Origin of the sequence: Salsuginibacillus halophilus, assembly GCF_003014715.1 — a bacterium.
Lineage (GTDB): Bacteria > Bacillota > Bacilli > Bacillales > Marinococcaceae > Salsuginibacillus > Salsuginibacillus halophilus.
This window is the reverse complement of the sequence record NZ_PYAV01000006.1, coordinates 232,148-246,467: the sequence shown is the minus strand read 5'-3', so window position 1 is coordinate 246,467 and position 14,320 is coordinate 232,148. Positions and strand designations below refer to the sequence as shown.

14 protein-coding genes, 1 tRNA gene, 1 rRNA gene and 1 other RNA gene are annotated in these 14,320 nt (G+C 46.5%); all 17 read right to left on the bottom strand.

The features are described from left to right. Nucleotides 1–187 (bottom strand): 16S ribosomal RNA (locus B0H94_RS07495); the annotation flags it as partial. A 614-nt stretch (nt 188–801) separates the two neighbouring features. Continuing rightward, nucleotides 802–1,068, bottom strand: coding sequence for a pro-sigmaK processing inhibitor BofA family protein (locus B0H94_RS07490; protein WP_106588638.1), 267 nt, complete (start codon nt 1,066–1,068; stop codon nt 802–804). A 70-nt stretch (nt 1,069–1,138) separates the two neighbouring features. After that, nucleotides 1,139–1,351, bottom strand: a complete 213-nt coding sequence (locus B0H94_RS07485; protein WP_106588637.1) for a YaaL family protein — start codon at nt 1,349–1,351, stop codon at nt 1,139–1,141. A gap of 12 nt (nt 1,352–1,363) precedes the next feature. Further along, nucleotides 1,364–1,960, bottom strand: coding sequence for a recombination mediator RecR (recR, locus tag B0H94_RS07480; RefSeq protein WP_106588636.1), 597 nt, complete (start codon nt 1,958–1,960; stop codon nt 1,364–1,366). A 12-nt stretch (nt 1,961–1,972) separates the two neighbouring features. Continuing rightward, the gene (locus tag B0H94_RS07475) at nt 1,973–2,284 is read right to left on the bottom strand and encodes a YbaB/EbfC family nucleoid-associated protein (RefSeq protein ID WP_106588635.1); all 312 of its coding nucleotides are present in this window, start codon (nt 2,282–2,284) and stop codon (nt 1,973–1,975) included. Between the two features lie 26 nt (nt 2,285–2,310). After that, nucleotides 2,311–4,038 carry a DNA polymerase III subunit gamma/tau gene (dnaX, locus tag B0H94_RS07470; protein ID WP_106588634.1) on the bottom strand — a complete coding sequence of 576 codons (1,728 nt, stop codon included), beginning with the start codon at nt 4,036–4,038 and terminating at the stop codon, nt 2,311–2,313. Nucleotides 4,039–4,171: 133 nt separating this feature from the next. Then, nucleotides 4,172–4,438: signal recognition particle sRNA large type (ffs, locus tag B0H94_RS07465), an RNA gene on the bottom strand. 97 nt (nt 4,439–4,535) lie between these two features. Then, the gene (locus B0H94_RS07460) at nt 4,536–4,697 is read right to left on the bottom strand and encodes a YycC family protein (protein WP_106588633.1); all 162 of its coding nucleotides are present in this window, start codon (nt 4,695–4,697) and stop codon (nt 4,536–4,538) included. A gap of 70 nt (nt 4,698–4,767) precedes the next feature. Continuing rightward, nucleotides 4,768–5,238: a tRNA adenosine(34) deaminase TadA gene (gene tadA / locus B0H94_RS07455; protein WP_106588632.1), complete on the bottom strand. Its 471-nt coding sequence runs from the start codon at nt 5,236–5,238 to the stop codon at nt 4,768–4,770. Next, nucleotides 5,231–6,772, bottom strand: a complete 1,542-nt coding sequence (locus B0H94_RS07450) for a potassium/proton antiporter (protein WP_106588631.1) — start codon at nt 6,770–6,772, stop codon at nt 5,231–5,233. Before B0H94_RS07450 ends, tadA begins: the two co-directional genes overlap by 8 nt. A 178-nt stretch (nt 6,773–6,950) precedes the next feature. Beyond that, nucleotides 6,951–7,937 (bottom strand): oxygen-dependent tRNA uridine(34) hydroxylase TrhO, encoded by a 987-nt coding sequence (trhO, locus tag B0H94_RS07445; RefSeq protein WP_106588630.1) that lies wholly within the window; start codon nt 7,935–7,937, stop codon nt 6,951–6,953. A gap of 178 nt (nt 7,938–8,115) precedes the next feature. After that, nucleotides 8,116–8,208: transfer RNA gene (locus B0H94_RS07440), tRNA-Ser, on the bottom strand. A 123-nt stretch (nt 8,209–8,331) separates the two neighbouring features. Then, nucleotides 8,332–9,279 (bottom strand): oligopeptide ABC transporter permease, encoded by a 948-nt coding sequence (opp4C, locus tag B0H94_RS07435; protein WP_106588629.1) that lies wholly within the window; start codon nt 9,277–9,279, stop codon nt 8,332–8,334. 11 nt (nt 9,280–9,290) lie between these two features. Continuing rightward, nucleotides 9,291–10,235 carry an ABC transporter permease gene (locus B0H94_RS07430; protein ID WP_106588628.1) on the bottom strand — a complete coding sequence of 315 codons (945 nt, stop codon included), beginning with the start codon at nt 10,233–10,235 and terminating at the stop codon, nt 9,291–9,293. An 81-nt stretch (nt 10,236–10,316) separates the two neighbouring features. Continuing rightward, the gene (locus B0H94_RS07425) at nt 10,317–12,152 is read right to left on the bottom strand and encodes an ABC transporter substrate-binding protein (protein ID WP_106588627.1); all 1,836 of its coding nucleotides are present in this window, start codon (nt 12,150–12,152) and stop codon (nt 10,317–10,319) included. A gap of 110 nt (nt 12,153–12,262) precedes the next feature. Then, the gene (locus B0H94_RS07420; protein WP_106588626.1) at nt 12,263–13,300 is read right to left on the bottom strand and encodes an ABC transporter ATP-binding protein; all 1,038 of its coding nucleotides are present in this window, start codon (nt 13,298–13,300) and stop codon (nt 12,263–12,265) included. Beyond that, nucleotides 13,300–14,298, bottom strand: a complete 999-nt coding sequence (locus B0H94_RS07415; protein WP_106588625.1) for an ABC transporter ATP-binding protein — start codon at nt 14,296–14,298, stop codon at nt 13,300–13,302. Before B0H94_RS07415 ends, B0H94_RS07420 begins: the two co-directional genes overlap by 1 nt. Nucleotides 14,299–14,320: the final 22 nt, after the last annotated feature.

The window sequence follows — 14,320 nt, the reverse complement described above, 5'->3', positions numbered from 1 at the left end:
TATTAGCCCCGGTTTCCCGGGGTTATCCCGATCTGCAGGGCAGGTTGCCCACGTGTTACTCACCCGTCCGCCGCTCGATCCACCAGCGTCATCCCCGAAGGGAATCAACTGGTTTCACGCGCTCGACTTGCATGTATTAGGCACACCGCCAGCGTTCGTCCTGAGCCAGGATCAAACTCTCCGATAAAGTGATGCTCAGCACCAATCAAATCGAAGGGATTTGATGTGTTTCGTTTAACGTCAATTAAATTGACGGGCGCACTTGCTTTCATTCAGTTTTCAAAGGGCAAATCATGTTCACGCTTTCACTCAAGCGGACTCTTAATACTTTAATAGATCTCTGTGCAAAAGTCAACACTTTTTAAAAAGAATCTATATAAGCAACGCTTTAGCTTTTGATGGCCTAGCGTTGTTTTTTTGGGCTTTCCTTAGCGCGGATTTACTATATTATCAAACAAAACAACTAGCGTCAATAACTTATCAAAAGTTTTTTGTTTGTGTTCCGCTTTCCGAAGCGGATTTCCTAATATAGTAGATGACTAACTTGTCGTCAATACCTTTTTTGATATTTTCAACCTTCGCTTCAAAATCATTTACTTTTGTCAGCGGATTTTTAATAGTATCAAACATAGTTTTTAGCGTCAATAATTTTTTGGGCTTTAAAATGTTTGACGACGAACTGCACGAAGCAGCGGATTCATTAATATATTAGTTCACCATTTTTGTGTCAACAAGTTTATATTAATAAAAAAGCCGAAGACCAAGATTAAGCGGCCTACAGCTTTGTTGAAAATGAACGAGTCACACAAGTACAACGGTATCAATAGCAATAAGCAGCAGCATACCCGGCAGACCGAGAAAACCTACAGCAGCTGAAGTTACAATGTTAATCGGTAATTGAAAATCGATTAAAGATCCGAACAAATTTAAAAAAAATAAACCTAACGCCCCTGTGAATAAGCGTACTGCTGCTTTGCCTGCCCACCGCACTGGACGAATTGCACCGCCTATCATTAAAACTAAGAAGACTAAGAAACCACCTAGTGCTACAAACAACACCGGATCCATATCCTCCGCCCCTTTCATAACTTGTACACTTAAAGATATGTAAGGAACTGCTCGTATATGAAAAGCCCGCCTAGCCACGACTAATGCCGCGGTGGCGGGCCTCTTTTAACAAAAGCATGTATTTTGCTTCCGATAGCTGCAACTGGCGAACCGTCTCTAACGGTGGATCAACACTAATCTCCAAATAAGCGCGCTGCTGCTCGAGCTCCTGCTTTAGCCGCTCAATGTGATGGATTAAACGGCGGTTTTCTTGTTCGCAAATTTTTCGCTTCCGTAATCTCATGTACGCACCTGCCTACAATTCCCGGCGTCCTTCAATCGCTTTGGACAACGTTACTTCATCTGCATATTCAAGATCCCCTCCAACCGGAAGGCCATGGGCAATGCGCGTAACTTTAATCCCCGTCGGTTTTACCATGCGAGAAATATACATTGCCGTAGCTTCACCTTCGATGGTTGGGTTTGTAGCGATAATCACTTCTTGAATCTCATCATTTTGCAGACGTTTCAACAATTCAGGAATTTTAACGTCTTCTGGTCCAATGCCATCCATTGGTGAGATCGCACCGTGAAGTACATGATACAGTCCACTGTATTCCTGCATTTTCTCCATAGCCATTACGTCTTTAGACTCCTGTACAATACAAACAACCGCCGCATCTCGCGTCGTATCGTTACAAATACGGCAAGGATCGGTGTCTGTAATGTAGTGACAGTGCGAACAATATGTCAGCTCGCGTTTGGCATCAGCTAACGATTTGGCAAAAGATAAAACATCTTCTTCATTCATATCAAGTACATGAAATGCCAGGCGGCTTGCCGTTTTTGGACCGATGCCCGGCAGTTTCATAAATCCGTCAATTAAACGCGAAATGGGTGTTGGGTAATGCACCCTACCCCCTCCTTAAAACATGCCTGGCAGATTCATACCTTTAGTAAACTGACCCATTTCCTGCTCCACAAGCTCATCTACCTTTTTCATGACTTCGTTTGTTGCAGCAAGGATCAAGTCCTGCAGCATTTCTACATCTTCAGGATCAACAACATCTTCATCAATGTCGACTTCTGTAATCTTTTTATCACCGCTTGCTACAACTCGTACAGCACCTCCGCCAGCGCTTGCTTCGACAGTTCTTTCTTTTAGCTCTTCCTGTGCCTGCTGCATCTGCTTCTGCATTTTCTGCATCTGCTTCATCATACTACCCATGTTTTTCATCCAAATCTCCTCCAATATAAAATCAATCAATTATCCTTTACTTCAATAAGCTCTTCCCCGAAACGTTTTACAGCTTCATCAACCAGTGGATCTTCAGAGGCGCTTTCAACTTCATCATTTACAGCACCGGTCGGATCTCCGGACGGTTGCTGTTGAGGCTGTGGACTTTCTTTATACGCTTCAACGAGCTTCTCCCACTGAGGATTCAGCAGGGTGAGCAGTTCACGTTCGGAACCGGTCGCCTTAGCCACCGTCTGTTCAACAAGCTCCCGGAATTTTGTATCCACCATTCCCCTGTGCATCTCATTTTGAAACACAAGGGTGAATGCACTAGAACTGACAGCCGCCGGCTTTGCATCACTTAACCAAGCATGAGCCGGCACGCTTTGACTTTTTACTTGAGCTAAGACACTACCCCACTGCTCAAGAAGGTACTGCCGCTGTTCTTTAGAAGCTTCAGCAAGCATTGCCTCGACACGTTTGGCATCTTTTGAGCCAGACGTCTGCCGCCGCGGCTGTGGGCTGCGTTCCGGCTGCGTCTGATTTGCCGCCTCTTTGGCTGCAGGTACACCTTCACTTTTTAAACGGCTAATCTCATTTTCAAGCTGCTCAATTTTTTTCTCAAGCGCATCAACAGCTGCGCCCCCGCCTTCAGCAGTCTCTGGCTTCGCCTCCAAACGGCAAAGGTGGATCAAGGCAAGTTCTAAATGAATTTTTGGATGGTTCGACTGCTTCATTTCCTGAAAATATTGGTTACACACGGCAATGACATCATAACACCAAGAAGCATCAACCGCTTGTGCCAGCGAAGAAAACCCTTCATCTGCTTCAGCCCGATCCAGGACATGCTCAAGTCCCGGTGCAGACTGATGGAGTAAAAGATCTCTCACAAAATAGATGATATCCTCCATAAAACGGAGCGGATCTTTACCATCTTGAATTAACCTGTCAGCCGCCTCTACTGCCTGACTCGTCTCCTGCTTACGAATCGCTTCAATAACATCGCTTAAAAAAGCACCAGAAACTGACCCAGTTAAAGCTAAAACATCAGCTTCTTGAATCGTGCCGTCTGCAAATGAAACTGCTTGATCAAGCAGACTGAGTGCATCACGCATTCCACCTTCAGCAGCCCGGCTCACAGCAGCCAGCGCACGCTCTTCGATTGACACGCCGGATGCCTCGAGAATGTAGCGCGAACGATCCATTAAAGCCTGTTGTGTAATCCGCTTAAAATCAAAGCGCTGCAGGCGGGATAAAATCGTGAGCGGAATTTTATGCGGTTCTGTCGTTGCCATCATAAAAACGACGTGGCCTGGAGGTTCTTCAAGCGTTTTTAACAGCGCATTGAAAGCTCCCGTCGAGAGCATATGCACTTCATCAATGATATAGACTTTGTAGCGGACATCGCGAGGAGAGGACATAACATGCTCACGAATATAGCGAATCTCATCCACGCCGTTGTTTGAAGCAGCATCAATCTCTACAACATCGACAACGGAACCATCTTGAATGCCTGTACAGGCGGTGCAGACATTACATGGCTCTGGTGCTGGCGCTTGTTCGCAGTTCATTGCTTTTGCCATAATTTTGGCCGCACTTGTTTTACCTGTACCACGCGGGCCGGAAAATAAGTAAGCGTGTGAGAGCTGCTCTTTGACAAGCGCATTTTGCAAAGTTTTTGTAATATGTTCCTGCCCGACCATATCGCTTAACTGCTGCGGGCGCCATACACGGTATAATGCTTGGTAAGCCACGTGAGTCCCCTCCTCTCTTGTCGGTTCAAACTTTATTATACTTGTTCGGCGCTTTGTTTTCAAAACGCAGTTTACAAAAAACGGCCTCCCCTTGAACCCAGAGGAGACCGTTGCTTTATTTTATCATTTAATGCCGTGCACCTTCCTTCGATCTAACAACCATGAGCGTTACCTGTGCAGTTTGCTCGACCCAGGCGACTCTGCGGCACACGGAAGGGGCCGCTTACTGCTGCTTCCTTCCGGACCTGACAGGGTTTGCGGGTTTCCGTTGCGCAGAACCCGGGTGTCAACACCACTTGCACAGGTCAGACCTCACAGTTGAAAGACCTCGGGTAAGGAATTCGGCCTCGCTATAGCGGATTGCGAGAAAAGGGCACCGCTACCTCCCCGCTTAGCACGACAAATTGGTTAGCATGTTCAGGCGCTTTTTGAGCGCAAGACTCATTATAACTTGAAAAAGGGCTGAATGCAATAACCGAAACAGCATTCGACACGTATTACGCTTTTTCGTCCTCTTCATCCGGCGATTCCTTTTCTTCAAGCTCACTTAATTTTGCCGTCAAAATGTGCGGGGGTGTGTGCATCACATGTTCAATTGGCATGTTCAGCTTTTCAGCAATCATTTGTGCGGTTTCTGCGGAAAACTGGTTGGGCCGCATGATACGTCCCTCCTTTATCTAAAACCTTCTCTTAAAAGGATATCATGAGAAGCTTATTAAGACCAAGCTGTCAGCTCTGTTTGTTTTTACGTTTTTTCCGGAGCTCACGGAAAAATGCTGACAACCGTTCACCGCACTCATGCTCAAGTACACCGCCTGCTACTTCCGCTTGATGGTTAAACTGCTCATCCTCAAGCAGATTAAAAAGCGTACCTGCACAACCCGCTTTTGGATCATATGCACCAAATACAACCCGGTCAATTCGTGATTGGATGATAGCACCTGCACACATCGGGCATGGCTCTAGGGTGACATACAATGTACATCCTTCTAAGCGCCAGAAACCTGTCACCTCACATGCTTTCTGAATAGCCGCCATTTCCGCGTGCGCTTCTGCCTGCTGGGTCGTTTCTCTTAAGTTGTAACCTGAAGCAATGCACATACCGTCTTTTACAATCACGGCACCGATCGGTACCTCTCCGAGTGCTTCAGCTTGATCCGCAGCTTTTAATGCTTCTTCCATCCAAGCTTCATCATTCATTTTTGTCACCTGCTTTATTTTCTACGCCACCAGTGTTTTTGCTCTTTCTCAACGGTTTTTTCGTGCGTTTGGAATGAAGTACCTGCTTGAGCGCTTCATGTTCTTTACGCGAAACTAAAATATAGAGAAAATCGCCGGAATGAATTTCTGTCTCTCCGTACGGCGTGATTAATGTTTCATCGCGTACAATCGCACTCACATTTGCTTTATTTGGAAACGGAATTTCATGAAGTTTTTGGCCAACAATTTTACTATTCTCATCAACTTTATATTGAACCATCTCCGCATTAGCTTTACCGATCGAAATTAATTCGATTGCATGGTGCGGCGTATCCTTTTTCGGCCCTGTCAGCTTGAGGGCTTTTGCAAGCGGTGAAATGGTCGATCCTTGAATGAGCGCAGATGTTAAAACGACGAAGAAAACGACGTTAAAGAATAGACCGCTCATCTCGAGACCAGCAACGACCGGAAACGTTGCTAATACGATAGGTACAGCACCACGCAGTCCAGCCCAGGACAAAAAGAGACGTTCTTTAAAAGAAAACTTCATCCCAAGCGTTGATAAAAACACAGCAGCCGGACGGGCAATAAACATGAGCACAAACGAGAGTAACAGCCCGTACATAATAACTTCTACTGAGAAAACCTGCTCAGGAAACGCCAGCAGCCCGAGAATGATAAACATGAGAATTTGTGCCATCCAGGCAAAACCTTCGTTGAACTGAAAAATAGAGTAGCGATATGTTAATTCTGAGTTTCCTATCACAAGTGCGGCAACGTAAACTGCTAAAAAGCCACTCGCCTCGACAAAGGAGGCGACGCTGTATGTAAGCAGCGCAAAGGCAACTGAAAAGATTGGATACAAGCCACTGGATTCTAAGTTAATGTGATTAATGGCCCAAGAACTCAACCGGCCGATCAAATAACCGATACCTAACCCGACACCCATCTGCCAAAAGAAGTCCGGTACCATTGCCACTAGGCTGCCTCCGTCTCCAAGCGCGAGTTCGATAAATGATAATGTTAGAAACACCGCCATTGGATCGTTTGTACCAGATTCAGCTTCAAGTGTAGCGCCGAGGCGCGCTTTAATGTTTCGCTCTTTCAGCGCAGCAAACACGGCAGCTGCGTCTGTTGAACCTACAATGGCGCCGAATAAAAAGGCTTCATACCAAGTGATATTAAATACGAGCCATGCAGTAAAAGCTACGATGGAAGACGTGAGAAAAACACCCAATGTTGCAAGGGAAAGCGCAGGCTTGGCTACCGAGCGCACCGTTGACCACTTCGTTTGCAGACCACCTTCAAACAGGATAACGATAAGCGCAAATATTCCAATGGTTTGAGCAGCTTCTGCGTTATCGAAATAAATGACACCTAGTCCGTCACTACCGATCAACATCCCGACCAGAATAAATAAAACGAGGGCTGGTACGCCGATGCGGGTGGAGAATTTTGCCACAATGACACCGCTGATTAACAACAGTGCTGCGAGCAATATATAAGAATCAGAACCAAATGCATCCAAAAACATGAGCTTCCCCCAAAGATTTAGGTCACAACACATTTGCGCGACCTTTTCGTTTAACATCTAAGTTCATTTTAGCAAACGAGACATGAATTGAGAAATTTCAGCGTTCGTACTGAAAAAGCTGAGGCTTTCTTAGTTGAAAGCCCCAGCTGTTAAATCCATCATTATATAAAAGTAACACTTAAGTGTTTACCGGCTCGTTCTGTTTTTCTTTTTCGATCACCTGCAGCCGGCGTTCCACCTCTTCATTCGAGAGCTCATGTGCTGCAATATAACGGTTTCGAGGGTGCACCCGGCAGTCGTGACAGCACGCACGCATGTATTTGTACTCACTTTCTTCTGAAGCGAGAATCTGCGTGTCGCATTCAGGATTAGCACAATTTACATAGCGCTCACACGGTTCTCCGGTAAAATGATCGCGTCCGACAACGACGTGTTCTACTTGGTTCACCGGCACACTAATGCGTTGATCAAATACATAGCACTGACCATCCCAAAGACGGCCCTCTACTTCTTCGTCCTGCCCGTAAGAAATAATTCCACCTTCAAGCTGAGCAACGTTTTCAATGCCTGACTCCTGCATCCAGCCCGTGAATTTTTCACAGCGGATGCCGCCGGTACAATACGTTAACACACGCTTACCTTCAAGCATATCTTTATTGTTTTCGATCCATTCCGGCAGTTCGCGGAACGCTTCAATATCCGGACGTACCGCACCGCGGAAATGACCGAGATCATACTCATACGTATTACGTGTATCAAGAATGACCACATCGTCGCGCTGCATTTCCTCATAAAACTCTTTCGGCGTTAAATGCTCTGCCGTACGCTCGCGCGGATCAACGTATTCCTCTTCGTCCATCCGAAGTGTAACCAATTCACTCCGGTAGCGGACATGCATTTTTTTAAATGCGTGTTCGGCCGATTCCTCAATCTTAAAAACAATGTCTTTAAAACGAGGGTCGTTTTTCATCGCTTCCATGTACGCATCCGTTTGTTCTATCGTGCCGGACACTGTACCATTAATACCTTCTTCTGCGATAAGAATACGCCCACGCAGCCCAAGGTCTTTACAGAAGTCCAAGTGCTCCTGTGTCACCTCTTCAGGATTTTCAATGTGTGTGAACAAGTAATACAACAGAACGCGGTAAGGCTGCTGTTCTGCCACGTTAATCACCACCTGTTTTGCATAATTTTGATCTATTTAAAATATCATAGAACACCCGTATTCCCAGTACAAGTGCTTCACTGGTGCCGCCATGCACCTATCATCATTAATAAAGCATAACTCTGCAGCGCAAAGTTATGCTTGAGTGCGTCATCATCAATCTTAAAATCTTTTTAAATGGCGGAGGAGGAGGGATTCGAACCCCCGCGAGGCGCTAACCTCCTGGCGGTTTTCAAGACCGCTCCCTTCAGCCAGACTTGGGTACTCCTCCGTATAAACTTTTTCCGACAAAGATTATATTAGCACATCCCTTATACTATGACAACCACTTTCGAAAAATTTTTTGTGATCAACAGGGAAAGGCCCTGAACAAGTCAGGGCCCACAGTCACGTATTAACGAGATTTACTTTTCGGGTCAAATGCATCACGTAAAGCATCACCAATGAAGTTAATAGACAGGACAGTTAATACAATCATCAAGCCCGGTGGCAGCCACATATGCGGCTGGCCGGTTAAGATCCCGAGGTTTCTTGCTTCATCAAGCATCGAACCCCACGTTGGGGTCGGCTCCGGGATACCAAACCCGAGGAAGCTTAAAGCCGATTCTAAAATGATCATCTGCGCCATAATAACGGTTGCGTTAACGATAATCGGACCTACCGCGTTTGGCAGCAAGTGTTTACGCATGATCCGGAAATCAGAAGCCCCAATGGATTTTGCACTTAAAACGAACTCCTGCTCACGAAGCGACAAATACGTTCCTCGCAGAATCCTTGTAATATTCGGCCAGACGATTAAACCGAGTGTAATCACAAAGATAGTCAACGTTGTCTCCTGCAGAATTGTTACAACCGTTAATACTAAAAGCAGGAACGGCAGTACGAGGAACAAATCAGTAAAGCGCATGATCGCACCATCTACCCGGCCCCCGTAATATCCAGCCAGGGAGCCAAGTACAACGCCAATTACTGTAACAATGGCAGCGATGTACAAGCCGATCTGGATTGAGATCTGGCCTCCGTAAAGTAGGCGGGCGAAGTTATCCTGACCGACACCGTTTGTCCCGAGAATATGTTCACTGCTCGGGTCAGCATGAATGTTTAACATATCTGTGCTGGTCGGGTCGTGCTCGGTAATTAACGGCGCACTAAAAGACACCGTGGTAATCAAGACCAACATAATTAATCCGAAAACGGCAAGCTTATTTTTCAAAAAGCGCCGAATGATAATGCCGGTCGGACTTTGCTGCTTCTCGTTTTTTGTCGGCTCCTGCGCTTCGCTCGGTTCAGGTGGGTTAGGCTGGTTGTCTGTTTGTTCTTCTGGAGTTCTCGGTTCACTCATACAACTTCACCTCAATCGTAGCGAATTCGCGGATCGACAACCGCATATAAAATATCAGCAATTAGGTTTCCAACAAGAATGGTTATACCAACGACTAAGTTGATACCCATAATTAACGGGAAGTCATTGTTTTGAATGCCGGTTAAGAACAACTGCCCCATACCTGGAAAGCTGAACACAGCTTCAACAACAACCGCACCACTTAATAATGTACCAAATTCAAAACCCATCAATGTAATAATCGGGATCAATGAGTTACGAAGCGTATGCTTATACAAAACTGTGCCGTCTGTCAAACCTTTTGCACGCGCCGTCCGGATATAGTCGCTGCCCATAACGTCTAACACTTCCGAACGTATGTAACGCATGTAAATTGCAGTACTTGCCAAACCAAGCGTAATCCCCGGCAGTACTAAGTGATGAATGGTGCTTAATAACGTGCCGTCACCTGTCCCCCTGGCCGGAAACCAGCCAAGCTGGAAGGCAAATACATAGATTGCAATCAAACCGAAGAAGAAGTTCGGCATCGAAAGACCAAAGAAACCAAATGTCGTCGCTGCATAGTCAGCCGGCGTATATTGTTTACGCGCAGAATAAATCCCGAGCGGCAGACCAACAACGATCGTAACAAATAATGAAAAGACCGCTAAATTTATCGTGTTTGGCACCCTGGCCAAAATTAATTCTTCAACGGTACGGCCGGAATAATGCAGAGAATCACCCAAGTTCCCCTGCCCTACTTCTTGCAGCCAGTTCCAATACTGTACGGGCGGTGGATCATTTAATCCGAGTGCGTCCCGCCTTTCTTCCAATACTTCCGGGTCAATGTTTGGGTCTAACACTTGTCCAGTTAAAGGATCACCTGGTGCCAGCATAGCAAGGGTGAACACGATAACAGTGACGAGGAAAAGCATTGGAATGAAGACAAGTACGCGCCGCAGAATATACTTGTACATATTGCCCTCCTCCTGCATCATCACTCGTAAAAAGGGCGCCTGGCAGGACCACCAAGCGCCCTCTTACGCTATTTCAGTGACTTATTCTTCGATGTACCATTCGTGAGTGTCTTTGTACATGTTAACCGGGTTCTCAGTTACGCCGCCAAAGCTGTCCGCATAGGCGAAGTTATTGATCATGGACCAGAGGAAGACTTTTGGTAGTTCCTCAGATACATGGTTTGCCCATTCAGCGTAAACTTCTTCGCGGTACTCATCTTCAAATGCATCAGGCGCTGCTGTTGCATCTTGAAGCAGCTGGTCACTTGTTTCATCGTTCCAGCGCGTGTAGTTGTACGGCTGATCAGACTGGAAGTAGTTGGACGGGTCCGGGTCGCCGGAAGCAAGGCTCCAGCCCATCAAGTACATATCCATCTCTTGTGCATCTTCTTCAACACGGTCTGCGTGTGCAGAGAATTCACGTGGATCCTGCAGGTCAACATTGATACCTACTTCTTCAAGGTTTTCCTGAATAACGATTGCAGCACGCTCACGTGGTTCGTTACCTGTTGGGTATTCAAGGTTCAAAACAAATTCTTCACCATCAGGATCTTCGACAAAGCCGTCGTCTGTTACATCTTCATAACCAGCTTCTGCAAGCAGCTCTTGTGCAGCTTCTGGGTCTTGATCATAACGGACAGGTGCATCTTCATCATAAGCCCAGGAAGCTTCAGGGAATGGTGCATGAAGGACTTGACCAGAACCGTGCAAGAGACCTTCTACCATACCTTCGCGGTCAAGCGCATAAGCAATTGCCTGACGCACTTCTTTGTCCTGAAGTTTTTCGTTCGGCTCGAAGTTATCCGTATCTACAGTACCAGCTTCTACGTCTTCAGACGGGCGGTGTGCCATCTTGAAGCCTAGGTACTGATAACCAAGGTCCTGTGGCTGATAAAGCGTGATGTTATCAAGCTGTTCTACATTATCAATGTCTGTCGGCGCTACACCGTCCGGCTCAAATACGCCGTGGATGTCGCCGTTTTCAAGGAGACCGGTCATAACTGCCTGGTCGATAACTTCCCAAGTTACTGTGTCAAGGTTCGGCTCGCCGCCCCAGTAGTTTTCATTCGCTTCAAGAACGTAAGATTCACCTTCTGTTACTTCTTCAAGAGAGAATGGTCCTGTACCTACAATTTGACCAGCTTCGCTGGACTCGTCAGCTTCTTCAAGCTCCTGACCTGCATTGTAGTCTTCAAATACGTGCTTTGGAATGATTGGGAATCCAGTTTCATAATGTTCTGTTACTGTCGGCTCATCCCAGCGGAACGTAACTTCATGTTCGCCTGTTGCTTCCACACCTTCGAACTCATCCGTTTCGCCGCTATTAAATTCTTCATAGCCGGCAAGGTCATCGGCATAGCTTTGACGCACACCAATGTAATCAGGATCAGCAATTGTCGTGTAAGTGAACTCTACGTCTTCTGCTGTGAACGGCTCGCCATCGTGCCATTCAACATCGTCACGAAGTGTTACAACAAACTCAGTCTGATCATCATTCATTTCTGTATCTTCAGCAAGCTGGTTGTAGAACTCAAGATCTTCATCTTGTGTAAATAAAGACTCATACATGAATTCAATGATGTTGTTATCATAGCTGGAAGTGTAATAGATTGGGTTGAACTGGTGTTCAGGCGCGGAGTACATCGCAAGGTTTACGTTACCGCCGTCCTGAGGTTCACCTGCTTCTTCATCACCATCTTCATCTTCTTCAGTCGCGTCATCGTCATCATCGTCATCGTCTTCTTCAATTGGATCGTCGTCTACACCATCGCCGCCTTCTTCTTCTTCAAACTCATCCGGATCTCCACCGCACGCTGCGAGTAAAAGTCCGAAAGTGAGCATGGCGATCAACAAATACCATAAACTTTTCTGCTTCACTTTAGTTCCCCCTTTGATTTGAATCAAGATAATGCTTTACGTGACTCCCCTAATCAAGCTGACTCTCGTGTAACGTCACCCCCCACATAGAATAATCATGAACATATGCTTTACGTTTCATGTTCTCCTGGTTCAGTATATAAGTGGCAGGCAACGTAATGCCCTTCACCCATATGAGCGAGCTCCGGACGTTTTTCTTTACAGCGCTCATGCGCTTCCGGGCACCGCGTGTGAAAAGGACAGCCTGCCGGCGGATTTGACGGGCTCGGCAAGTCTCCTTCTAACACTTGACGCTCTTTCTTTTCCTCGACATTTGTTGATGGTACAGCCGAGATCAACGCCTGCGTGTAAGGATGCAGCGGCTTGTCATACAATGAATCTTTCGGTGCAATCTCAGCCATTCGTCCGAGATACATGACACCTACGCGGTCGCTGATATGTTTCACAACACTTAAGTCATGGGCAATAAACATATAAGTTAAATCAAACTCATCCTGCAGGTCCTCCATTAAATTCAAAACCTGCGATTGCACGGATACGTCCAAGGCAGAAACCGGCTCGTCACCAATAATCATCTGCGGACGCGTCGATAACGCGCGGGCAATTCCGATACGCTGCCGCTGTCCACCGGAGAATTCGTGCGGATATTTCTTACGTGCTTCTGCGCCAAGACCTACGCGCTCTAACAAATCAACGACCCGCTCTTCCCGTTCTTGTTTTGTAAACATGTTTTGAATGAGCATCGGCTCCTCGATAATTTCACCAATGTTCATCCGCGGGTTTAAAGATGCGTAAGGGTCTTGGAAAATCATTTGGATATTGCGCCGGTGCGGCCGCATCTTCCGCTGTGGGAGGTTTGTAATATCTTCGCCATCAAAGCGGATTTCTCCTTCTGTCGGATCGAGCAGGCGAATAATCATCCGCCCGAGCGTTGATTTCCCGGAGCCGGATTCGCCAACAATACCAATCGTTTCTCCTTTATACACTGTGAAGCTGATGTCATCGACCGCTTTCACATCACCGACCTTCCGTTTAAGGACGCCGCCTTTTACCGGGAAGTATTTTTTAACATTATTCACTTCCACGAGCGGTTCGCCGAGGTTTGCGTCGGTGCCTTTTACGCTGTTTGTTTCATTCGCTGTTGTCATCACTTCTCGCCTCCCCGGTCCTCATAAAGAATACAACGGACTTGATGATTCGGCGCAATTTCACGCAGCTCTGGCACAGCTTCGGTACACTCTTTCATTGCGTACTTGCAGCGAGGTGCAAAACGGCATCCTTCCGGGAAATTATGCGCCGGAGGTACGGTACCTTTAATAGATTCCAAGCGTTCTTTCTCATCACCAACATCCGGCATACTGTCGAGCAGCCCTTCAGTATAAGGGTGCTTTGGCTCAGTAAACAGTACTTTCGAAGGTGCGTTTTCTACAACCTGGCCGCCGTACATGACAAGTACACGGTCGGCTGTTTCTGCTACAACACCGAGGTCGTGTGTAATCATTAAGATGGCGGAATTGTACTTCTCTTTAATTTCCTGCATCAAATCAAGAATTTGCGCCTGTATTGTTACGTCTAATGCTGTTGTTGGTTCATCAGCAATTAAAAGTTTCGGATCACAAGCAAGTGCCATTGCAATCATTACGCGCTGGCGCATGCCGCCTGAAAGTTGGTGCGGATGTTCCTTCACTGTTTCTTCAGCCCTTGGAAATCCTACACGCTTCAGTAGTTTCACAGCTTCCGCTTTGGCATCTTTCTTTTTCATGCCTTTATGCTTCACAAGCGGCTCTGCAAGCTGTTCGCCAATCGTAAATACAGGGTTTAATGACGTCATCGGTTCTTGGAAAATCATACCGATTTCATTCCCGCGTACCTTTGTCATTTGACGCTCACTTAATTTCAACAGCTCTTTTCCTTCAAGCTTTACTGAACCTTCTTCAATTTTTCCCGGAGGACTCGGGATCAACTGCATAATTGACATGGACGTAATACTTTTACCACTGCCGGATTCTCCAACTAAAGCGACAGTTTCCCCACGGTGGACAGAGAAGCTGACACCGTCAACGGCACGCGCCACTTTATCATCTATGTAAAAGAACGTTTTTAAATTGTCTACTTCTAATAGCGCTTCGTTGTTTTCGTTGCTCATGAAGACACCCCTGCCACCTTGA